This is a genomic window from Mesorhizobium hawassense (genome assembly GCF_003289945.1).
Lineage (GTDB): Bacteria > Pseudomonadota > Alphaproteobacteria > Rhizobiales > Rhizobiaceae > Mesorhizobium > Mesorhizobium hawassense.
The window spans coordinates 54,232-75,276 of record NZ_QMBP01000013.1 but is presented as its reverse complement, the minus strand read 5'-3'; the positions used below and the strand labels follow the sequence as shown (position 1 = coordinate 75,276).

Genomic DNA, 21,045 nt, shown 5'->3' with positions numbered 1-21,045 from the left:
ACCTCCGCGCCCGCGTTAACCTTACCAAGGTTTTAACGTGAACAAGTCACGTGAGTCTGTTGAACGACTCGGTGACGCGTTCGAAAACCGCCGTACCGGGTTGCGCGCGGGCGGCTGGCGGAATGCGGTGCGAGGACAGTGCATGAAAACCGACATCAAGGTCGAAGTGGAGCGGTTGGCGGCCGATCCACGCATCACCGACTATGATTTCTGGCGATCGCTGAAGAACGTCAACAACGAGATCTTCCACATCGCCAACAACAACGAACCGATTCCGTTCGACATGATCCGCTGGCGCGCGATTCTGACCCAGGCGCGCATGAGGCGCGGCCACGCCTGATCCGTTTTACCCCCTATCGCTGCTCCATCACTTCTGTCTGAACCCGCCGAGCGGCGAGCGCGGCTCGATCGGTGACGACTGGATGATCGCGGTGTTGGTCATCGCATAGGGAATGATCCGGTCGATCACGCGCTCGAGCTCGCCTACCGAGCCGACATGGGCGAGTGCGATGAAGCAGTCCTCGCCGGTCACCCGGTCGCATTGCGCGATTTCCGGCAAGTCGCGGATGATGTCCGCCACCACCGAAAGCTGCCCCGGCACCGGCCTGATCCTCAGCCATGCCGACAATTTCAGCCCGAGCGCCGCCGGATTAATCCTGACCGTATAGGCCTCGATCACGCCGCTCTCCTGCAATTTGCGGATGCGCTCCGCGACGCTCGGCGCAGACAGCCCGACCGCGCGCGCCAGTTCCGCCGTGCTAATGCGCGCATCCTTTTCCAGCAGCCGCAGGATTTTCAGATCCATCGCATCCAGATCGGCATTTTCATTTCGAAGGCTTTTCAACTTTTTTCTCTTCCATCAGAAAGAAATTAACCTGCCCAACTACCGATCATACATGTAACTGGCGATTTTCGCCTGCGATAATGCGGGCATGAACGATCAAACGCAAATTCCAGCCGCAAAGCAGGCCTCCGATGATACCGGGACCGCGCGCCCTGCCCTTGCCGGCCCCGCTGGATTGGCCGACGTGTTGCCGCCGCATGTCTGGTTCTGCATCAGCGCGGTGTTCCATTATCTCGGACCGGCCTTCGCGGTGCTGCTTTTCGACCAGGTCGGCGTGCTCGGCATGGCCTGGCTGCGCATCGCCACAGCCGCTCTCATCTTCGCCCCGTTGACCAGACCCTGGCGCGTTTTCGCCCGCGCCGAGCGCGCCAATCAACTCCTGCTGCTGGCCTTCGGAGCCTGCCTGGCGGTGATGAACTGTTCGTTCTATCTGGCGCTCGACCGGCTCCCGATTTCGCTGGTGGCGGCGATCGAATTCGTAGGCACGATCGCGGTGGCGCTCGTCGGCCTGCGCAGCCGGCGCAATGTCGCGGCGCTGGCCATTGCCGTTGCCGGCACCTTGCTGCTCATCGACGTCAAATGGTCGAGCGATCCAATCGGCCTGTTCTGGGCCTTTCTGAATGGCGCCCTGTTCGTCGGCTACATCGTGATCGGACACCGCGTCGCCCGGGCTGGCATCGGCATTGCCGGCCTCGGCACGGCCATGGCGATTGCGTTCCTTGTGGTATTGCCGATCGGCTTCCGCGAGGCGCTGCCGGCCTTCTCGTCGCCGCAACTGCTCATCGCCGCGATCGGCGTCGGCGTCTGCTCTTCGGTCATCCCTTACGTCTGCGACCAGCTTGCGATGGCCAGACTGCCGCGCGCGAGCTTCGCGCTGATGCTGTCGCTGCTGCCGCTGACGGCAACGCTCATCGGCGTCATCGTTCTGCGCCAGTTGCCTGACATCAACGGCTGCGCAGGTATCGCAATGGTGATCGTCGGCGTCGCCATGCATAGGCCAATGCCGCATTAGGTTAGAAAAACAACTTCCGCTCAAGCGCTTACAAAAACAGCGATTTTGTTCCTTCACTTTTCCTCCCGCGGCAACAAAACCCGGGATTGAACCAATTCCAAGCCAGCGCCGTTGTGGCGGCGAATACTGGCTTGGAGTTGAACAATGGACGGAAACCGTACAAGGGAATCGCCAGACGCCTGGCACATGACGGATGATCTGCACGCCGAGCAGGGCAAGGGCGATCCTTTTGCAGCGGCCATTCGGGCCACGCGCATGTCGATGATCATCACCGATCCGCGAAAGCCGGACAATCCGATCGTCTTTGCGAACGACTCGTTCCTGCGGCTGACCGGCTATGCTCGCGATGAAATCATCGGCAGGAACTGCCGTTTCCTACAGGGCCCCGAGACGGATGCGGAAGCCGTGGCTGAGGTTCGCGCGGCGGTCGCCGACGGCACCGACATCAGCATCGACCTTTTGAATTACCGAAAGGACGGTTCCACCTTCTGGAACGCGCTCTATCTCAGTCCCGTCTCCAACGACAAAGGCGAGCTCTTGTTTTTCTTTGCCTCGCAGCTCGACGTTTCCGACCGCAAGCTGTCCGAACGGCGCATTGCCGCCGACAAGGAGCGCTTCGAGGAAGCCGTGAAGGAGCGTACCAGGGAACTCGAAGCCGCGCTCGAAACGCAGACCGCGCTGCTGCATGAGGTCGACCACCGCGTGAAGAACAACCTGCAGATGATTTCGTCGCTGATCCTGATGCAGAGCCGCACCATCAGCGACGAGGCCGTCAAAAACTCCCTGACCACGATGCTGGAACGCATCGAGGCGCTGAGCACCGTGCATCGCAGGCTTTACCAGTCGAAGGATGTGAGCAAGTTCGACGTCTCGGATTTCGCCAGGGACCTCGTCTCCGACCTGCTTGCCGCTTCCGGCCGGTCGCAGATCAGTTCGAAACTCGACCTGGAGCCGATCGTCGTTCCAGCCGACAAGGCGACACCGGTGGCGCTGATCGTCAACGAGCTCGTCACCAATGCGCTGAAGCATGCCTTCAGGGACGAAACGATGCCGGGCAGCATCGGCGTCAAGATGAGCCAACCGGACGGGCATCTGATCATCGAAGTGTCCGACGATGGCGCCGGCATGGACGGGAACGCAGGCGACGGCACCTTCGGCATGAGGCTCATCCGGCAACTCGGCCGTCAGCTTCACGCCGATGTCGAATGGCGGAACACAAGTCCGGGTACGCAAGTTGTTATAAAAATGCCGAACGGGCCTCAACACGAAGGGGACGCGCCATGAGCGAGCCACTGAAAGTACTCATCGTCGAAGACGAAGCGCTTCTGGCAATGGAACTGGAAAGCCTGATCGAGGAAGCGGGCCACAGGGTCGTCGGCTGGGCCATGTCGTCGGACGAAGCGAAAACGATGGTTGACGCCAGCGCGGCCGACATCGCCTTTGTCGACATCCATCTTTCGGACGGTCCGACGGGACTGGACGTCGCCGAGCATATTCGGCGGTCCGGCCAGCCGATGGTCGTGTTCATGACTGCGAATCCGAAACGCATTCCCGAGAACTTCGCAGGCGCGGTCGGCGTGATTTCGAAGCCTTACACGATGAACGGCCTGATGTCGGCCCTGCGCTATCTGCAGGAAGGCGTGCGGCGCCCGCCTCCATCCTCGGCCTTGCCAACCGGATTCACCCTGTCCCCGGCCTTCGCGACGGTCTGGGCGCCTGCCTGACGAAACCGTCAGGCCAGCTTGTCTTTCAGAAACGCGACGGTCCGCCCCCAGGCGAGATCGGCGGCTTTCTTGTCATAGCGCGCGGCCGAGGTGTCGTTGTTGAAGGCGTGGTTGGCGCCGTCATAGACATGGACCGTATATTCGACATGCGCGGCGTCGAGCGCCTTCTTGTAGGCATCGATGCCGGCATTTGTCCTGCTGTCGAGGCCGGCATAGTGCAGCAGCAGCGGTGCCTTGATCTTCGCGGCATCCTCCGCTTTGGGCTGCATGCCGTAATAGGCGACGCCGGCGCTAAGGTCGGGCGCGTGGACGGCAAGCTGGTTCACCGCGCCGCCGCCCCAGCAGAAGCCGACCGCCCCGACCTTGCCGTTGCCCTCCTTGAGGCCCTTGAGATAGGCGACCGTCGCCACGCCGTCGGCCGCGACCTCGGCAGCATCGAGTTTGCCGAACATGTCGCGCGCCTTGTCCTCGTCGGACGGCGTGCCGCCGAGCGGCGACAGAAAGTCCGGCGCGAGCGCCACGAATCCCTCCAGCGCCACGCGCCGGGCGACATCGCGGATATGCGGGTTGAGACCCCTGTTCTCGTGGATGACGATGACGGTGCCGAGCTTGCCGGACTGGCCGGCCGGCCTGACCAGATAGGCCTTCATCTCGCCGCTTGAACCGGGATAGGTGATGTCCTCGCCCTTAACGCGCGGATCGTTCTCTGCAACGATCGCCGCCTGGGCCGAATTCGCCGCCAGCATCGGCGCGATCGCGGCCGCCGCGGCGCCCGATCCCGCCAGCTTCGTTAATTGCTCCATGAAGCGGCGCCGGTCGAGCGTCAGATGCGTATATTCGTCATAGGCATCGATCATCGCCTGCGTGATGACGGGCTTGGCAACGAATTCGGTCATGGCTCTCTCGATGATTGGGCGGCTTGATCCGCAACATAGGGTGGAGTTCCATACGGTCCAGTCACGCGGCGATGACGATCCGGAGAGCCGCGCCTCGCTCATCACATTTTGGTCATTTCCGAAAGCCTTGATGGGGCTGTCACATTAGGGAGGAAAGCTGCCGGTGCAGCTTTGATCCAAAGGACGAAAGGGGAAACGCCATGAATGTCCAGGACATCGTCAACACCGTTTCGCAAGAGGCAGGGCTCGATGAGCCCACCACCGAGAAGGTCGTCGGCACCATCTTTTCCGTGCTCGAGCACGAGGCCGAAGGCACCAGCGTTTCGTCCTTCTTCGCCCAGATCCCCGGCGCGGACGCGCTGGCGCAGAAATACAATGTGATGGCCGCCGGCGCGGCCGGTTCGGGCGGCGGCCTGTTGTCGTCGCTGCAGGGCGCGCTTGGCGGCGTGCTCGGCGAAAAGGCCGGCGCGCTCATCAACGGCATCGCGGCGCTTAAAGAGTCCGGCCTCGACATGGCGCAAATCCGCCAGGCCGGCGAGACCTTGATCAAGCAGGCTGAAGCCGCCGCCGGCCCCGATCTGACCAACCAGGTGCTGGACCAGGTGCCGAGCCTGAGAGGCCATCTCGGGCTTTGAACTACTTCGGCAGCGTGTAGGCCATCACATAGTCACCCGGCTTGGTGCCGACCGAGCCGTGGCCGCCGGCGACGATGACGACGAACTGGCGGCCGTCGGCGACAGCATAGGTCATCGGTGTCGACTGTCCGCCCGCCGGCAGCCTCGCCTGCCAGAGCTGCCTGCCCGTGGTGAGGTCGTAGGCGCGCAGATAATCGTCTACCGCGGCGCCCAGGAAAGCGACGCCGCCCCCCGTGATCATTGGCCCGCCGATGCCCGGAACCCCGACCTTGAGCGGCAGAGGCAATGGCGTCATGTCGTAGACGGTGCCGTTGCGGTGCTTGTAGGCGATGTTTCCCGTCTTGAGGTCGACGCCGGCGACATAGCCCCAGGGCGGGGCCTGGCAGGGAATGCCGAGCGGCGACAGGAACAGCCCCATCACCACCGCGTAAGGCGCGCCCTCGTTGCGGTTCAGCCCCTGCTCGCTGCCCTTGGTGTTGTCGCCGGGTGGCGGCACGTCCGCGCGCGGAATGAGCTTCGAGGTGAAGGCGAGATAGGTCGGCATGCCGAACATCACCTGCCGCACCGGATCGACCGCGACGCCGCCCCAGTTGAAGACGCCGAAATTGCCGGGATAGATCAGCGAGCCCTGCAGCGAAGGCGGCGTGTAGCGCCCCTCATAGCGCAGCTTCTTCAGTTCGATCCGGCACGCCAACTGGTCGAACATGGTGATGCCCCACATGTCGGCGCCGGTCAGCGGCTTCGGATTGAACGAAAGATCGGACGCCGGCTGCGTCGGCGAGGCATGATCGCCCTCGATCGCGCCGCCGGGCGCCGGCACGTCCTTCACCGGAATGATCGGCTCGCCGGTTCGCCGGTCGAGTACATAGAGATCGCCCTGCTTGGTCGGCCCGACCAGCGCCGGCACCACGCCGTTGGCCGTGGTGATGTCGACCAGCGACGGCTGCGCCGGCACGTCCATGTCCCACAGGTCGTGATGCACCGTCTGCCGAACCCAGCGCAGCTGCCCGGTGTTGAGGTCGAGCGCGGTGATCGAGGAGGAGAATTTCTCGACATTGGCGCTGCGGTTCATGCCGAGCTGGTCTGGTGTCTGGTTGCCGAGCGGCACGTAAAGCAGGCCGAGCTTCTCGTCGGCGCTGGCGGTCGACCACATGTTGGGCGAGTTGTGGGTATAGGTCTGACCGGCTGGCAGTGGCGTCGTCACATCCGGATTGCCGGAATCCCAGTTCCACAGCAGCGCCCCGCTATCGACGTCGAAGGCGCGGATGACGCCCGACGGCTCCTCGGTCGAGTAATTGTCGTTGACAGCGCCGCCGACGATGATCTTGCCGCCGACGATCAGCGGCGCCGAGGTCGAATAGTAATAGCCCGACTTCGGATAGGGCATGTTGGCCATCAGGTTCAGCATGCCGCTCTCGGCGAAGGACGGACAAAGCTGTCCGGTCGCGGCATCGAGCGCGATGAGCCGGGCATCGGAGGTCGGCAGGTAGACGCGCGCCGCACATGGCTGGCCGGCGGCGATCTTGGCGTCGGCATAGTAGGATACGCCGCGGCAGGTCTGGTGCTGGCGGTTGGGATCGAGCTTGATCTTCGGGTCGTAGCGCCACTTTTCCTTGCCTGTCGCAGCATCGATGGCGATGGCGAAATTATGTGGCGTGCAGATGAAGAGCGCATCGCCGATCTTCAGCGGCGTCACCTGATAGGTCGTCTCGCCGATATCGTCGGGGCCTTTCACATCGCCGGTGCGGTAGGTCCATGCAGGCTGCAATTTGGCGACATTGTCGGGCGTGATCTGATCGAGCGGCGAGTAACGCTGGCCGAATGGCGTGCGGCCGTAGAAGTGCCACTCGCTGGTCGGCATGTCGCCGCCGAGATTGGCCGCCGTCGTCACCTTGTCGGTGCCGAGCGTGCCGCCGATATCCTTGGGATCGGCCGTCATCGAATAGCCGGCGACCGCAAGCGAGGCGAGCACGGCCAGGATCAGCGGCGCGCGCGCGTCCGGCCCGCGCAAGCCGCGTCTTGCCCCTGGTGTCAGCAGCCACAGCGCGATGAGCACGATGACGCCGCCGCGTGGACCGAGCTGCCACCAGTCGAAGCCGATTTCCCAGACCGCCCAGCAGAGCGTGGCAAGCACGAGGAACGCGTAGAGCCACAGCGAGGTCGACCTGCGCCGGAACAGCAGCCAGGCGGTGATCAGGAAGACCAGGCCGGCGATCAGGTAATACCAGCTGCCGCCCAGCACCGCGAGCCAGATGCCGCCACCGCCGAGAATGAGACCGATGAGGAAGAGGACGAGGGAGGTGATGGTCACAGCCAAGATGATACTCCTTCGACTGTTGCACGCTTTCGAGCAATTCCAGGAAAAGTCTGAAGCGGCTTTCAGGTAACGGCATGCCGTCCCTGCCCTGTCGCCAGCTTTCCCCTGCCCGCCCCGGCTGTCAAGTTGGCCCGGGACACGCGAAACTAGAACAAAACGTAGACAGTTCTGGCCTTTCGCTGCCGAATCACTACATTCGGGAGCGATGTCGGGCTTTTCCGAGGACATGCCTTTTTTCGATGAACCGAATGCGCGGCCGGCGGCGGCCCCATCCGGCATAGCCGCGCGCGCCATGGCGGCGCGCAGCGGCCAGAACAGCGCGCCCGATTATCTGAAAGGTTTGAACCCGGAGCAGCGGCTCGCGGTGGAAACTACCGAAGGTCCGGTTTTGGTGCTGGCCGGCGCCGGCACCGGTAAGACGCGGGTGCTGACCACCCGCATCGCCCACATCCTTGCCACCGGCAGGGCTTTCCCGTCGCAAATCCTCGCCGTCACCTTCACCAACAAGGCGGCGCGCGAGATGAAGCAGCGCATCGGCCATCTGATCGGCGAAGGCAATGTCGAGGGCATGCCGTGGCTCGGCACCTTCCACTCGATCGGCGTGAAGCTGCTGCGCAGACATGCCGAGCTCGCCGGGCTGAAATCCGATTTCACCATCCTCGACACCGACGACGTGGTGCGGCTGATCAAGCAATTGATCCAGGCCGAAGGGCTGGACGACAAGCGCTGGCCGGCCAAGACCTTCGCCCAGATGCTCGACAACTGGAAGAACAAGGGCCTCGGGCCCGACGAGATTGCCGAGGGCGACGCGCGCAGCTTCGCCAACGGCAAGGGCCGCCAGCTCTACAAGGCCTATCAGGAGCGGCTGCAGACGCTGAATTCCTGCGACTTCGGCGACCTGCTCTACCATCCGATCCGCATCTTCCGCGCCTATCCGGACGTGCTGAAGGAATACCACCGCAAATTCAAATACATCCTCGTCGACGAATACCAGGACACCAACACCGCGCAGTACATGTGGCTGCGGCTGCTGGCGCAGAGACCCAGCGCTGGGCGCGCCCCGTCGGCCGAAGGCCGCAAGCCCGACCGGGCGTCGGCCGGTCAGGCCGCCCCCGCGGAGGCCAGCGAGTGGAGCGAGCGCGCGGCCGTGAGCGGAAACAAAGTCAACATTTGCTGCGTCGGCGACGACGATCAGTCGATCTATGGCTGGCGCGGCGCCGAGGTCGACAACATCCTGCGCTTCGACAAGGATTTCCCGGGCGCCACCATCATCCGCCTGGAGCGCAACTACCGCTCCACCGCGCACATACTGGGCGCGGCCTCGCACCTCATCGCCCACAATGAGGGCCGCTTCGGCAAGACGCTCTTCACCGACCGAAATGACCCCGAGGACGACAAGGTGCATGTCCATGCCGCCTGGGACTCGGAAGAGGAAGCGCGCGCCATAGGCGACGCTATCGAGGCCTATCAGCGCCCCGATAAACAAGGGAATCGGCACAATCTCAACGACATGGCGATCCTGGTGCGCGCGTCCTTCCAGATGCGCGCCTTCGAAGACCGCTTCATCACGCTCGGCCTGAACTACCGCGTCATCGGCGGCCCGCGTTTCTACGAGCGGCTGGAAATCCGCGATGCGCTGGCCTTCTTCCGCGTCGTCGCCAACAGCGGCGACGATCTCGCCTTCGAGCGCATCGTCAACACCCCGAAGCGCGGCCTCGGCGAAGCCACCATCCGCCAGATCCACGACACCGCGCGCGCGCTGCGCGTCCCGATGCTGGAGGCGGCCGCGACGCTTGCCGAAAGCGATGAGCTGAAGCCCAAGCCACGCGCCGCGCTGCGCGAGGTCGCGGCCAATTTCGAGCGCTGGCAGAAGGCGCTGGAGACCACGCCGCACACCGAGCTCGCCGAGACCATTCTGGAAGAGAGCGGCTACACCGACATGTGGAAGAACGACCGTTCGGCGGACTCGCCCGGGCGGCTGGAAAACCTCAAGGAGCTGATCCGCTCCATGGAGGAGTATGAATCGCTCCGCTCCTTCCTCGAGCATGTGGCGCTGGTCATGGAGGCCGAGCAGGGCGAGTCGCAAGATGCGGTGAGCATCATGACGCTGCATTCGGCCAAGGGCCTCGAATTCGAGACGGTTTTCCTACCCGGCTGGGAGGAAGGCCTGTTTCCGCATCAGCGCGCGCTGGATGAAGGCGGCCGCTCCGGCCTCGAAGAGGAGCGCCGCCTCGCCTATGTCGGCCTGACGCGCGCCAAGAAGAACCTGCACATCTGGTTCGTCTCCAACCGCCTGATCCACGGCCTGTGGCAATCGACGATCCCGTCGCGCTTCCTCGACGAACTGCCGGAAACCCATGTCGAGATCGCCGAGGCCGGCAACAGCTACGGCGGCTACGGCAATCCCTATGGCGGCGGCTCATTTGCCTCAGGGCGCGGCGGCGGCGGCCGGCAAAACCCCTATGGCGCCTCGCGCTTCGACAATATCGGCGCCAAGGACCAGGGCAGCTTCTCCAACACCTATGCCACGCCCGGCTGGCAGCGCGCCCAGGCCAACCGCACCGAGGCGACCGACCGAAACTGGGGCACCCGCTCCGGCCACCAGGTCGAGCGCATCGGCTATGGCGAGACTGATAGCGGCTACGGCGCGGGGCGCACCAGCGTGAAAGGCCGCACCATCGAGGGCGAGCTGGTCGCCAAATCCGTTGCCGACACGCCGTCGGCCTTCAACGTCGGCGACCGCGTCTTCCACCAGAAATTCGGCAACGGCAACATCTCGGCGATCGACGGCAACAAGCTCACCATCGACTTCGACAAAGCCGGCCAGAAACGCGTGCTGGACGGGTTCGTCGCGCCGGTGTGAGCTCTCTCACCGGTATCGTGCCTGGTTCCACTTATGGCCGAGCAGCGACAGGATGATGATCAGCCCGTTGAAGAACTGCACGTAGAAGCCGCTTAGGCCCGCCGCCACCACGCCGGTCTGGATGAACGACACCGTGACCGCGCCGATCGCGCCGCCAACGACGGTGCCGATACCGCCCCAGGTCGGCGTGCCGCCGACGAAGACCGACGCCAGCACCGGCAGCAGATAGCCGTCGCCCGCCGTCGGCCACCAGGTGAAGTTGATCATCACCGAAAACGTGCCGGCGATGGCGGCACCGATACCGGTGAAGACGAACACCTTGACCCGCACGAGCTTGACGTCGATGCCCATCTGTTTGGCGCTGTCGGGATTGTCGCCGACCACCTTGACCTGCGCGCCGAAGCGGTGCCGGTTGTAGAGCAGCGCCGCGAAGACGACGAAGGCGATCGCCCAGAATATCTGCACCGGGATGCCCCAGAACTGGCTGGAAAAGATCTTGTAAGCCCAGCTATCGGCAAGGCTGCTCAACGACGTCGACTTGCCCTCGTTGATGATCTGGATCAGGCCGCGCAGCAGGAAATTCATGCCGAGCGTGGCGATCAGCGACGACAGCCCGCCATAGACGACCAGCGAGCCGACCAGGAAGCCGAGCAGCGTGCCGGTGACAACAGCCGCCGCAATGCCGAGGAACGGGTCGTAGCCGGCCTGCACGACCAGCGCGAAGACCCAGGAGGCAAAGCCCATGGTCGCCGGAAACGACAGGTCGATCTCGCCGCAAGTGACGACGAAGACCAGCGGCACGACCACGAACAGCGCGACGGGCAGCGTCGTCAGCACCGAGCTGTAGAGATACCAGGTGGTGAACACGGTCGGGTTGGCGATCATGAACACCGCCATCATAACGATGAACACCGCGAGCGTGCCGAGAGAGGCGCGGTTATCGAGGACGAAGCCGCGCAGCCAGTGGTTCGACGGATGGCTCCATTCCTTGCCCACCTGGCCGCTTGTTCTTCCCAGAGGAGTCTGCAGATCGGGTTCCATGGCCTTGCTCATCACGCTCTCTGCTCCGCGCCGTCGTGCAGCCCGGGCAAGCCGCCGGGATGCGCCACGTCTTCCATGAAGTTGATCAGGTCCTCGGCCGACTTGACCTCGCTGCGGTCGGCCGTCAGCGCCACCTTGCCGCGGTCGAGCACCACGAAGCGGTCGGCGATGTCGAAGACGTGGTGGATGTTGTGGCCGATGAACAGGATCGAGCGGCCGCTCGCCCGCACCTGGCGCACGAAGTGGAAGACCTTGGCGGTCTCGGTCAGCGACAGCGCCGTCGTCGGCTCGTCGAGGATGATCAGCTCCGCCTGCTTGTAGATGGCGCGCGCGATCGCCACGCCCTGGCGCTCGCCGCCCGAGAGCTGGCCGACGATCGAGTGCGGCGTAAACACTTTCGAGGTGAAGCCGATCTCGCGCATCAGCCGGCTCGCCTCCTCGATCTCCTTGTTGACCTTCAGCCAGCCCATGGAGCCGGTCAGCTCGCGGCCCATGAAGATGTTGCGCACGATCGTCTGCTGCACGGCCAGGGCCCGGTCCTGGAACACCGTCTCGATGCCGGCATCGCGCGAGCGCGCCGCGCTCCATCCGTTGACCGGCTTGTCGCGCACCAGTATGTCGCCGCTGGTCGGCTTGACCACGCCGGACAGGATCTTGATCAGCGTCGACTTGCCGGCGCCGTTGTCGCCGATCAGCCCGACCACCTCGCCGCGATCGACGCTGAGGTTGACGCCGCCCAGCGCATAGACCTGGCCGTAGGATTTCTTGATGTCGCGCAGTTCGATGATGCGTTCGCCCATGCGATCCTCGCTTGCAATGTCTGTTCGGCTTATTCGCCGGCGGTCCCGCCGGCCGGGTTGGGTCCGGCCGGCGGCCTGGGAGGTCAGCGCAGCGCCTGCTTGGCGAGCTCTGAGACGATCTCGTAGTTCTGCGGCGTGACGAAGCCGGCGCCGGTGTCGACATTCATCGGCGCAAGACCGAGTACCACCTGCTGGCAGAGACTGAGGATCGGCAGGTAGCCCTGCATGAACGGCTGCTGGTCGGCCGTCAGCTGCACCCAGCCGCCCTTGAAGGCCTCGACGATCTGCGGGCTGGTGTCGAAGCCGAAATTGAAGATGTCGCCAGGCTTCCTGCCCGCCGCCTGCATATAGGTGGCGACATTGCCGAGCATCTGCCCGCCGGGATAACCGACCGCCTTGACGCCGGGATTGTTGAGCAGCGCGGCAGTGATCGGCGGGATCGCGAGATTGGGATCGGCCGCCCATTCGGTTTGCGAATTAATCTGAACGACGTCGACGCCGGCCTCCTTCAGCGCGGCGACGGTCCCACGCTCGCGCGCGCCGCGGCTCTCGTTCTCGAACGGGCCGATCATGATCGCCTTGTCGCCGGCCTTGAGCCCGGCCAACTTGAACGCCTCGGCGCCGAGCGCGCGGCCCTGCTGCTCCTGCTGGGCGCCGACATAGCCGCCGCCGAACGCCGCCACCACCGTCGGCACCGGAACGTTCTGGTACATCATCTTGATGCCGTCCTTATGCGCCTGTTCGGCCAAAGGCATGATCGCGGCGTCGCCTGGATGGCCCATCATGGCGATACCTTGCGGCTTGACCGCGACCGCCTCGCGCAATTGCTGCACCATCTTCTCGACGTCCCACTGGGAAAAGATGTAGTCGACCTTCGGCCCGAGATCGGCCGCCGCCTGCTTGGCGCCATTATAGACGATGGTGCCGAAGGCGTCGCCCTCGGCGCCGCCGACGAAGAAGCGGATGTGGACGTCCTTGCACCATTGGGCGTCGAGCGCCTTTGCCGGCAAGGTGGAAATCGAGGCGCAGAGCGCCGTGGCGGCCGCCACGACGGTCGAGCGCAGAACAGTCCTTCTGGTCGTCATGCTCATGCACGTTCCTCCCTTTTGGTCCCTCGCATCGGAGGGTTTTCAACAGTTGCTCGGATCGGCCGGCTCCTCCCGCCGGCCGGCACTCAAACCGGGTTGGGCAGGTAGCTGTTCCCTCCCCGGCATTGCTTGAGATATTCCAGCGCCCGGACCTGGCCGGTGATCTCGAGGTCGCCGCGATAGACCGGGTCGTGCCAGCCCTCGATGTCGATGGCGCCCTTGTAGCCGGCGAGCCGCAATTCGCTGATCACCCGCGTCCAGTCGCTGTCGCCGAAGCCCGGCGTGCGCATCTGCACGAAAGGCAGGCGACCGAACACGCCATGCTCGCGAATCACGTCCCAGCGCACGGTCGCGTCCTTGCCGTGAACGTGAAAGATGCGCGGCGCCCATTTGCGGATCTGCGGGATCGGGTCGATCAAGTAGACGAGCTGGTGGCAAGGCTCCCATTCGAGCCCGAGATTGTCGTTGGGCAATTCGTTGAACATCAGCTCCCAGGCGTCCGGATTGTGGGCGATGTTCCAGTCGCCGCTCGCCCAATTGCCGTCCATGGCGCAGTTCTCGAAGGCAATGCGCACGCCCTTGTCGGCGGCGCGCCTGGCCAGCGGCCCCCACACCTCGCGGAAGCGCGGCAGGCTGTCGGTCAGCTTCTTGCCGCGCAGGCGCCCGGTGAAGCCGCTGACCGTCGTAGTGCCAAACAGATGCGCGTTGTCGATGACCGTTTCCCAGGCCGCGAGCACACCGCGATCGAGCTCGCCGCTCTCCAGCGGATTGCCGAACACGCCGATCGACGACACGGTCACGTCGGCATCGCCGATCGCTTCCCTTATCTGGCCGGCCAGCCGCGGCAGATCCTTGCCGCCCAGCGTCTGCCAGAAGAAGGGCTGGATGCTCTCGAAGCCAAGCGGCAGGATCTGCCGAATATAGGCAGCCGGGTCGTCGAGATTGGCTCGCACCATGGTGCCGATCCTGATGTCGAGAAGCGGGTTGGGCATCATTCTGCTTCCTGTCTGATCGCCACGCGCCCTCCGGTCTCGGCGCTTTCGATCGCGCCGAACACCATGGCCAGGCTCTTGATGTTGTCGGCGCCGCGCGTCTCCGGCTCGGTGCCGGTCTCGATCGCCTGCATGAAATCCTGGATGATGCCGAGATGGCCGCCGACGCGGTCGGCGGGATCGAGCGGCGGCACCTCGACGGCTTGCGTCTTGTCGATGATGCCGTCGCGGCCGGACGCAATCACTTCCGCCCTCAACCCGTCGTGGCCGTCCCACATCACGCTGCCGCGCTCCGCAACGATGCGCCAGCTGCCCTCCCAGCTCGTGCGAAAACCGTCGGCGCACCAGGAGCCGGCATAGGTGAAGACCTTGCCGCCGCCGAGATCGAAGACGGCGCTGGCCGACGATCCCTGCCGGTACCAGGAATTGGCCGGCTCCCATTCCTGGCAATAGACGCTGGCAGGCTCGCCGGCGACCATGTAGCGCGCGGCGTCGAAGGTGTGGATCGCCATGTCGAGCAGCAGCACGTGGCGCATATCCTCGCGAAAGCCGCCGAAATGCGGCGCGACGAAGAAATCGGCATGGATGCTGGTCGGCTTGCCGATGGCGCTCGAGTCGAGGAAGCGCCTAATGCGCCGGACATTGGCGACATAGCGCCGGTTCTGGACCACGGCGTGGACGCGGCCGGCGCGGCGAGCCGCCGCGATGATGGCCCGCGCATTGTCCGGGCTGTCGGCCAGCGGCTTCTCGGTGAGCAGATGGCAATTGTGAGCGAAGGCCGAAAGCGCGACCGCGCGGCGGGCTGCCGGCACCACGACATCGAACACGGCATCAGGCTTGGTCTGATCGAGGACGGCGTCGAGGCTGGTGCCGATGACGGCGCCGGAAAGATCGTACTCGCGCGCCCTCGCCTGCGCCCGCTCGGCGTCGAGGTCGACCAGCCCGGCAATTGCCAGCCCGTCGATCTGCCGCATGGCGTCGAGCCAGTGCCTGCTCATGGCTCCGCACCCGACCAGGACGACCTTCATCATCCAGCGCTCCTCCTCCGCCCGGCCCCTCCAGGCCGGGTTTCACGGCATCCACGGCATCACCGTAAACGTTTTTCCGTAAACGTTTACGAGAACACACCCGATGACGTAGAATGTCAACCGGCTGTTCGCGAAAATCGTCCCGAAGCCTTGGCCTGAGCGGCAGCCGGTGCTAGCCAAGGCGGGGGAGAGTGGCTCTTGGCGTCCAGCATTCACGACCTTGCGCGTCATCTGAACATTTCGATCGGCACAGTGTCGCGCGCGCTGAACGGCCGTGCCGACGTCAATGCCGAGACCCGCCGGCGCGTTCTGGAAGCGGCGAGAGAGCTGAACTATTCGCCCAACCAATCCGGCCGCAGTCTCAGGCAAGGCGCCACCCGCTCGATCGCCTTCATGCTGCAACCGCATCCCGGCGACCAGCAATATGGCGAGCCGTTCTTCATCCCGTTCCTGACCGGTCTGCAGGCGCGGCTCGCCGAGTATGACCTGGATCTGATGGTCGTCATGGGTGAGCCCGGCCAATATCAGCAGGAGAGACTGCGCCGCGTGGTTGAGACGCGCCGGGCCGACGCAGTCGTGTTGGCCAATACACGGCGTGAAGACGATCGGATCGACTATCTCAGCAAGGCCGGCTTTCCCTTCGCCACGCTTGGCCGAAGTCAATCCGGCGGCGACACCTATCCTTCGCTTGATATCGATTTCGAGAGGGCGGGTAATGAAGCCGTCGACCGGCTGGTCGCGCGCGGCCACCGCCGCATTGCCGCCATCCGCCCTTCGCTTGATCTCAACTTCGGCTACCTGTTCCTCGACGGCTACCGCAAGGCGCTGAAGCGGCACGGCATCGAAGTCGACCCCGGCCTGATCGCCGACGGCTTCATCAACGAGACCGGCGGCTACCAGGTGACGCCGCGCGTCATGCTCTCCAAGGACCGGCCGACAGCCATCGTCTTCAACAATGACGCCATGGCGCTCGGCGGCTGCAAGGCACTGGCCGAGATGGGCATCAGGCCCGGCCACGACATCGCGGTGATCGTCATCGTCGACACGCCGCTCTGCCGCTACTTCTCGCCGGCGCTGACCGCTTTCCGACCGTCGCTGGATCCGATGGGCCGGCGGCTGGCCGAGATGCTGCTCGCCTCCCTTCCCGCCTTCGCCGGCCCGGAAGGGCCGCGCATCATCCGCGAGGTCTGGCCGCTGGAGCTGGTCGCAAGAGAGAGTGATTGAGCGCCTTTTCCTTCTCCCCTTGTGGGAGAAGGTGTCGCCGAAGGCGACGGATGAGGGGTGTTCCAGATGACACCAGCGTCTCACTCCGCTGGAACACCCCTCATCCGTCTCGGCGCTGGCGCGCCGATCCACCTTCTCCCACAAGGGGAGAAGGGAAAACTGTCACGCAACCATCACGTTCAAGTCCTAGACCGCTCGACGGCAAGGGCTGGCCGCATCGTCGGTGCCACGCCCTCTTGAGCCATTGGCCGCTCTGCTCGTCACGAAGGGGATATCGATGAAACATCTCAACCGAACCGTCGCGCTCGGCGCGGCACTTGCCCTGTTCACCGCCATGACGCCGGCGCTGGCCGACGGCGTTGCCTATGTCAACAAGGGGCTCGTCGGCATCGGTCGCATTCCGGCCAGCCAGAAGGACAAGTTCGGCGAGACCTTCGGTTCCGGTTCCGGCATGGCGATCGACACCAAGGGCTGGTCGCGCGACGGCGCCGGCTACAAAGGTTCGCTCTGGCTGCTGCCGGATCGCGGCTACAACGTCGCCGGCACCACCGATTATCGCGCCCGCCTCAACACGATCGCGATCGAGCTGAGCCCGACCGTGCCGGGCGCCGCGCCCGCCGCCGGTCAGGAACAGTCGGGCGTCAAGGCGACGCTGGCTGACACCATGCTTCTGACCGACGACAAGGGCGCCGACACGACCGGCCTCGACCCGCTGAACGGCGTGCGCCCGGCCGCTGGCGACATGCCGATCCTGCCGCAGGCCGACAATGGCAAGCTGGCGCTGGACGACGAGGCGATCGTGCGCCTGCCGGACGGCACCATGTTCATCTCCGACGAGTATGGCCCCAACATCTACCGCTTCTCGGCCGAAGGCCGCCTGATGTCGGCTACGCAGCCGCCGGCCGCACTTGTGCCGATGCGCCATGGCAAGCCGAACTTCGCTTCCGACAATCCAGGCCCGGGCGCGGCCGGGCCCGATCCCAAGGATCCCGAGACCGGCCGCCAGAACAACCAGGGTCTCGAAGGCATGTCGATGACGCCGGACGGCAAGTTCCTGATCGCCGTGCTGCAGTCGGCGACCCGTCAGGACGGCGGCGATTCCGGCGCGACGCGCCAGAACACCCGTGCGCTGGTCTATGACGCTTCCGACCTCGCCCATCTCAAGCTGGCGCATGAATATGTCGTGCCGCTGCCGGTGTTCAAGGACGCCAAGGGCAAGACCAAGGTGGCCGCGCAGAGCGAGATCGTCGCGCTCTCCGACAAGAGCTTCCTGATGCTGGCGCGCGACAGCGGCAACGGCCAAGGCCTCAAGGGCGACGAGTCGCTCTATCGCAAGATCAACATTGTCGATCTCTCCGCCGCGACCGACATCGCCAACGGCCCGTTCGATGCCGCCGACAAGCCGGTCGCGCCGAAGGGCGTGCTCGATCCGTCGGTGATCGCTGCCAAGCTGACGCCGTTCATCGACATCAACGAAAAGGCCGAGCTTGGCCGCTTCGGCCTGCACAATGGCGCCCCGAACGACAAGAACAACCTCTCGGAGAAGTGGGAGGCGATGTCGCTGGCGCCGGTGCTCGATCCGAAGCTGCCCGACGACTATTTCCTGTTCGTCGCCAACGACAACGACTTCCTGACCCAGGACGGCTTCCAGGTCGGCGCTTCGTACAAGGCCGAGGATGGCGCCGATGTCGACACCACCTTCCTGGTCTATCAGGTCACGCTGCCTGGCCTTTCAGGAAACACCACCCAGTAAGTCACCTGGCCATCTGGCTCGCCCGGAAAAGGGTGCATGTATCTCAGGCCTGCGATAGCATCGCGGGCCTGACTCATTTCCGGTACCCGCCATGGATGATGACAAGCCCGCCCGGCCGCGCGTCGGCGACCTGACCAGCGGCCCGATCCCGCGCACGCTGTTGTTGTTCGCGCTGCCGGTGCTGGGCTCCAGCGTGCTGCAGTCGCTCAACGGCTCGATCAACGCCGTCTGGGTCGGCCGCTTCCTCGGCGAAGCGGCGCTGACGGCCACCTCCAACGCCAATCTGGTGCTGTTCCTGATCATCGGCACCGTCTTCGGCGTCGGCATGGCGGCGACCATCCTGGTGGCGCAGTCGGTCGGTGCCCGCGACCTGCCCAAGGCGAGGCGCATCGTCGGCACCAGCGCCAGCTTCTTCTTCCTGGTCTCGGCGGTGTTCGCCGTCTGCGGCTGGATCTGGGTCGACGCCATCCTGACCGAGCTCGGCACGCCGGCGGATGCCTTGACTCTGGCGCGCGCCTATCTGCGCATCATCTTCGTCGCCGTGCCGATGATGAACCTTTTGTCCTTCGTCATGACCGTGCTGCGCGGCGCCGGCGACTCGCGCACGCCGTTAATCTTCATGGCGCTCGCGGTCGTCTTGGACGTCGTGCTCAATCCGTTGCTGATCCGCGGCATCGGCCCCTTCCCCGAACTCGGCATCGCCGGCTCGGCCACCTCGACGCTTGTCGGCCAGACGGTCAGCGTCATCGCCATCCTGATCGTGCTCTATGCCCGCAAGCATCCGCTGCGGCTGGCAGGCGCCGACCTCGCTCTGCTGAAACCCGATCCGGCCCTGCTGCGCATCGTCGTCTTCAAGGGCATTCCGATGGGCCTGCAGATGATCGTCATTTCCGTGGCTGCGCTGACGATTATGGGCATCGTCAACTCCTACGGGTCGCAGGTCGCCGCCGCTTATGGCATCGCAGCGCAGCTCTGGACCTACATCCAGATGCCGGCTCTCGCGATCGGCGCCGCGGTCTCCTCGATGGCGGCGCAGAATGTCGGCGCCGGGCGCTGGGACCGCATCGGCAAGGTCGCCGCGTCCGGCGTCGGCTTCAACCTGGTCCTGACGGGCGCGCTGGTGGCGCTGCTGTTCGTCTTTGACCGTCCGGTGCTTGGCCTGTTCCTCGGCACCGACAGTGCCGCGATCGACATCGCCGCCCACATCAACAAGGCGGCGTCGTGGTCGTTCATCCTGTTCGGCGTCACCATCGTGCTGTTCGCCACGGTGCGCGCCACCGGGGCCGTCATGCCGCCGCTGATCATCCTGATCGTTTCGGTGCTGATCGTGCGCACCGGCTTTGCCTATTTCTTCAGGAACTGGATCGGTCAGGAGGCGCTGTGGTGGAGCTTTCCGGCGGGCTCCATCGCCTCGCTGCTGCTCGCCGCCGCCTATTACCGCTTCGGCCGTTGGCGCACCATGCACATGATCGAGGACCGGCCAGCCGCCGGCGAGCCACCGGACACCGGCCTTGGCGTCCCGCGCCAGCGCGCCAGTCTTGCGTCCGAGACATCCGCTGGGTGAAATCTACCGCGCGTATTTGGCGCCGAAACCCAGCGCCACCAACGAGAAAACCGTGATCATGCCTGCAAAGGCCAGGCTTGCGACGGTCGCATTGGCCAGGTTCGATAGGATGCCGATGCCGATCACAGGCAGCGCATTGCCGCAGAAGCAGCAGATGAAGAAGGCCGAGACCACCTCGGCGCGGCGGTCGGCCGGCGCGATCTGGTTCACCACTTGCAGGCCGCCGCGATAGCCGAGCGCCGCCGCCACGCCGCAGACCGCCGTCGCGGCGATCATCAATGACATCGAGGCATAGACCTGCGCCGCCACGATCAAGGCCACGGTCGGGATCATCAGCACCAGCGCGGCGAGCATGGTGGAGCGGCTGGTGAGCCACGTGGTGCCGACGATGGTCACCGCCGCCACCATCGACAGCTCGAAGAAAAGTCCGCCGGCTTCGGCATGGTTCGTCGCATGCAGTTGCTGCGCCAGGATGCTCGGCGCCAGCGCCGCATAGAAGCCGACCAGCGCCATGGCGCCGAAGCCGGTTACTGCCGGCGCCACGAATTGCGCGCGGATGTCATCGGGCACCGAAAGCCGTGGCCGCAGCGAGACGTCGGAGAAGCGTCCAGGCCTGGACACAGTTTCCTGCGTGCGCCAGATCAGCAGGGTGACCAGCGCGAGCAGGACGAGATAGACGGCAAATGTCAGCCTGAGCGGCCAGGGCGCGTACTGGGCGAGCAGCCCCGACACCAGCGCGCCGACCCCGAGACCGATGAAGTTGGTGCTGGTGGCGATAACGGCGGCGCGTGACTTGTCCTTGCCTTCGATCAGTTCGGCAAGCCAGGCGGTGCCGGCGCCCGCGCCGACACCGATGCCAAGGCCGCTGAGAATGCGGGCGATATCGAGCCAGGCAAGGTTTTCGGCCAAGAGAAAAAGCAGCGCGCTGACCACGGCAATGGCCATCGCGGCAAGCCCGGCGGGACGGCGGCCGACGACATCCGACACCCGGCCGAAAAACAGCAGCGCCGCGAGATTACCGACGACGTAGACGGCATAGACCAGCGTCAGCGTGATCTGCGAGAAGCCGAAGGCCTGCTTGTAGATCACGTAGAGTGGCGTCAGCGCGGTGCTGCCGGCAAAAAGCGCGGCTATCATGGCGGCGACGGCGGCCTTCGCGGCGCCTCCGCCAAGCTCGCTGTCACGCGTCATGGTTTGGGTGTAGCTGGTCATTGGCGACCTCCGGCGGTTGCAACCCCAACGCCTATATAGTGGCGCTGCTCCG

General features: G+C 64.8%; 18 protein-coding genes. 9 read left to right on the top strand and 9 right to left on the bottom strand.

What is annotated here, in order from left to right:
• The first annotated feature begins 142 nt into the window (after positions 1-142).
• The gene (locus DPM33_RS24135) at positions 143-340 is read left to right on the top strand and encodes a hypothetical protein (RefSeq protein WP_095815615.1); all 198 of its coding nucleotides are present in this window, start codon (positions 143-145) and stop codon (positions 338-340) included.
• 27 nt (positions 341-367) lie between these two features.
• Here the strand turns inward: DPM33_RS24135 and DPM33_RS24130 are convergent, their stop codons facing one another.
• Positions 368-844 (bottom strand): Lrp/AsnC family transcriptional regulator, encoded by a 477-nt coding sequence (locus tag DPM33_RS24130; protein ID WP_112099912.1) that lies wholly within the window; start codon positions 842-844, stop codon positions 368-370.
• Between the two features lie 88 nt (positions 845-932).
• Here DPM33_RS24130 and DPM33_RS24125 point away from each other — a divergent pair, with 88 nt between their 5' ends.
• The 3 genes from DPM33_RS24125 (at position 933) to DPM33_RS24115 (ending at position 3,580) form a co-directional block, all read left to right on the top strand.
• A complete protein-coding gene (locus tag DPM33_RS24125) occupies positions 933-1,856 on the top strand; it encodes an EamA family transporter (protein WP_112099911.1) in 924 nt (307 codons plus the stop codon).
• A gap of 144 nt (positions 1,857-2,000) precedes the next feature.
• Positions 2,001-3,140, top strand: coding sequence for a sensor histidine kinase (locus DPM33_RS24120; protein ID WP_112099910.1), 1,140 nt, complete (start codon positions 2,001-2,003; stop codon positions 3,138-3,140).
• Positions 3,137-3,580, top strand: coding sequence for a response regulator (locus DPM33_RS24115; RefSeq protein ID WP_112099909.1), 444 nt, complete (start codon positions 3,137-3,139; stop codon positions 3,578-3,580). The genes DPM33_RS24120 and DPM33_RS24115 overlap by 4 nt, the downstream gene beginning before the upstream one ends.
• An 8-nt stretch (positions 3,581-3,588) precedes the next feature.
• Here the strand turns inward: DPM33_RS24115 and DPM33_RS24110 are convergent, their stop codons facing one another.
• Positions 3,589-4,476 (bottom strand): dienelactone hydrolase family protein, encoded by an 888-nt coding sequence (locus DPM33_RS24110; RefSeq protein WP_112099908.1) that lies wholly within the window; start codon positions 4,474-4,476, stop codon positions 3,589-3,591.
• 200 nt (positions 4,477-4,676) lie between these two features.
• On the opposite strand from DPM33_RS24110, the gene DPM33_RS24105 reads away from it, so the two are divergent.
• Positions 4,677-5,111, top strand: coding sequence for a hypothetical protein (locus DPM33_RS24105; RefSeq protein WP_112099907.1), 435 nt, complete (start codon positions 4,677-4,679; stop codon positions 5,109-5,111).
• Between the two features lies 1 nt (position 5,112).
• Here DPM33_RS24105 and DPM33_RS24100 read toward each other — a convergent pair whose 3' ends face one another.
• Complete coding sequence (locus DPM33_RS24100) at positions 5,113-7,428, bottom strand: glucose/quinate/shikimate family membrane-bound PQQ-dependent dehydrogenase (protein ID WP_112099906.1); 2,316 nt, start codon at positions 7,426-7,428, stop codon at positions 5,113-5,115.
• 205 nt (positions 7,429-7,633) lie between these two features.
• Here DPM33_RS24100 and DPM33_RS24095 point away from each other — a divergent pair, with 205 nt between their 5' ends.
• Complete coding sequence (locus tag DPM33_RS24095) at positions 7,634-10,291, top strand: ATP-dependent helicase (RefSeq protein WP_112099905.1); 2,658 nt, start codon at positions 7,634-7,636, stop codon at positions 10,289-10,291.
• Positions 10,292-10,297: 6 nt separating this feature from the next.
• On the opposite strand, the gene DPM33_RS24090 is transcribed toward DPM33_RS24095, so the two are convergent.
• The 5 genes from DPM33_RS24090 to DPM33_RS24070 form a co-directional block, all read right to left on the bottom strand.
• Entirely contained in the window at positions 10,298-11,344 is a 1,047-nt protein-coding gene (locus DPM33_RS24090; RefSeq protein WP_112099904.1) for an ABC transporter permease, read from the bottom strand.
• Entirely contained in the window at positions 11,344-12,132 is a 789-nt protein-coding gene (locus tag DPM33_RS24085; RefSeq protein WP_112099903.1) for an ATP-binding cassette domain-containing protein, read from the bottom strand. Before DPM33_RS24085 ends, DPM33_RS24090 begins: the two co-directional genes overlap by 1 nt.
• 83 nt (positions 12,133-12,215) lie before the next feature.
• On the bottom strand, positions 12,216-13,223 hold the full coding sequence (locus DPM33_RS24080) for a substrate-binding domain-containing protein (protein WP_112099902.1): 1,008 nt from the start codon (positions 13,221-13,223) through the stop codon (positions 12,216-12,218).
• 83 nt (positions 13,224-13,306) lie between these two features.
• Complete coding sequence (locus tag DPM33_RS24075; RefSeq protein WP_112099901.1) at positions 13,307-14,215, bottom strand: sugar phosphate isomerase/epimerase family protein; 909 nt, start codon at positions 14,213-14,215, stop codon at positions 13,307-13,309.
• Positions 14,212-15,243 (bottom strand): Gfo/Idh/MocA family protein, encoded by a 1,032-nt coding sequence (locus DPM33_RS24070; protein WP_112099900.1) that lies wholly within the window; start codon positions 15,241-15,243, stop codon positions 14,212-14,214. The genes DPM33_RS24075 and DPM33_RS24070 overlap by 4 nt, the downstream gene beginning before the upstream one ends.
• Positions 15,244-15,438: 195 nt before the next feature.
• On the opposite strand from DPM33_RS24070, the gene DPM33_RS24065 reads away from it, so the two are divergent.
• The 3 genes from DPM33_RS24065 (at position 15,439) to DPM33_RS24055 (ending at position 19,781) form a co-directional block, all read left to right on the top strand.
• Positions 15,439-16,464, top strand: a complete 1,026-nt coding sequence (locus DPM33_RS24065; protein WP_112099899.1) for a LacI family DNA-binding transcriptional regulator — start codon at positions 15,439-15,441, stop codon at positions 16,462-16,464.
• Positions 16,465-16,798: 334 nt separating this feature from the next.
• Positions 16,799-18,217 carry an esterase-like activity of phytase family protein gene (locus DPM33_RS24060; protein WP_245442357.1) on the top strand — a complete coding sequence of 473 codons (1,419 nt, stop codon included), beginning with the start codon at positions 16,799-16,801 and terminating at the stop codon, positions 18,215-18,217.
• 91 nt (positions 18,218-18,308) lie between these two features.
• The gene (locus DPM33_RS24055; RefSeq protein ID WP_112099897.1) at positions 18,309-19,781 is read left to right on the top strand and encodes an MATE family efflux transporter; all 1,473 of its coding nucleotides are present in this window, start codon (positions 18,309-18,311) and stop codon (positions 19,779-19,781) included.
• Between the two features lie 3 nt (positions 19,782-19,784).
• Here DPM33_RS24055 and DPM33_RS24050 read toward each other — a convergent pair whose 3' ends face one another.
• On the bottom strand, positions 19,785-20,993 hold the full coding sequence (locus DPM33_RS24050; RefSeq protein WP_112099896.1) for an MFS transporter: 1,209 nt from the start codon (positions 20,991-20,993) through the stop codon (positions 19,785-19,787).
• Positions 20,994-21,045 lie beyond the last annotated feature (52 nt).

Excerpts from the sequence above, each read along its gene's own strand:
- DPM33_RS24135 (WP_095815615.1), top strand. The coding sequence starts at position 143 with ATGAAAACCGACATCAAGGTCGAAGTGGAGCGGTTGGCGGCCGATCCA.
- DPM33_RS24125 (WP_112099911.1), top strand. The coding sequence starts at position 933 with ATGAACGATCAAACGCAAATTCCAGCCGCAAAGCAGGCCTCCGATGAT.
- DPM33_RS24120 (WP_112099910.1), top strand. The coding sequence starts at position 2,001 with ATGGACGGAAACCGTACAAGGGAATCGCCAGACGCCTGGCACATGACG.
- DPM33_RS24115 (WP_112099909.1), top strand. The coding sequence starts at position 3,137 with ATGAGCGAGCCACTGAAAGTACTCATCGTCGAAGACGAAGCGCTTCTG.
- DPM33_RS24110 (WP_112099908.1), bottom strand. The coding sequence starts at position 4,476 with ATGACCGAATTCGTTGCCAAGCCCGTCATCACGCAGGCGATGATCGAT.
- DPM33_RS24105 (WP_112099907.1), top strand. The coding sequence starts at position 4,677 with ATGAATGTCCAGGACATCGTCAACACCGTTTCGCAAGAGGCAGGGCTC.
- DPM33_RS24095 (WP_112099905.1), top strand. The coding sequence starts at position 7,634 with ATGTCGGGCTTTTCCGAGGACATGCCTTTTTTCGATGAACCGAATGCG.
- DPM33_RS24090 (WP_112099904.1), bottom strand. The coding sequence starts at position 11,344 with ATGAGCAAGGCCATGGAACCCGATCTGCAGACTCCTCTGGGAAGAACA.
- DPM33_RS24085 (WP_112099903.1), bottom strand. The coding sequence starts at position 12,132 with ATGGGCGAACGCATCATCGAACTGCGCGACATCAAGAAATCCTACGGC.
- DPM33_RS24080 (WP_112099902.1), bottom strand. The coding sequence starts at position 13,223 with ATGAGCATGACGACCAGAAGGACTGTTCTGCGCTCGACCGTCGTGGCG.
- DPM33_RS24075 (WP_112099901.1), bottom strand. The coding sequence starts at position 14,215 with ATGATGCCCAACCCGCTTCTCGACATCAGGATCGGCACCATGGTGCGA.
- DPM33_RS24070 (WP_112099900.1), bottom strand. The coding sequence starts at position 15,243 with ATGATGAAGGTCGTCCTGGTCGGGTGCGGAGCCATGAGCAGGCACTGG.
- DPM33_RS24060 (WP_245442357.1), top strand. The coding sequence starts at position 16,799 with ATGACGCCGGCGCTGGCCGACGGCGTTGCCTATGTCAACAAGGGGCTC.
- DPM33_RS24055 (WP_112099897.1), top strand. The coding sequence starts at position 18,309 with ATGGATGATGACAAGCCCGCCCGGCCGCGCGTCGGCGACCTGACCAGC.
- DPM33_RS24050 (WP_112099896.1), bottom strand. The coding sequence starts at position 20,993 with ATGACCAGCTACACCCAAACCATGACGCGTGACAGCGAGCTTGGCGGA.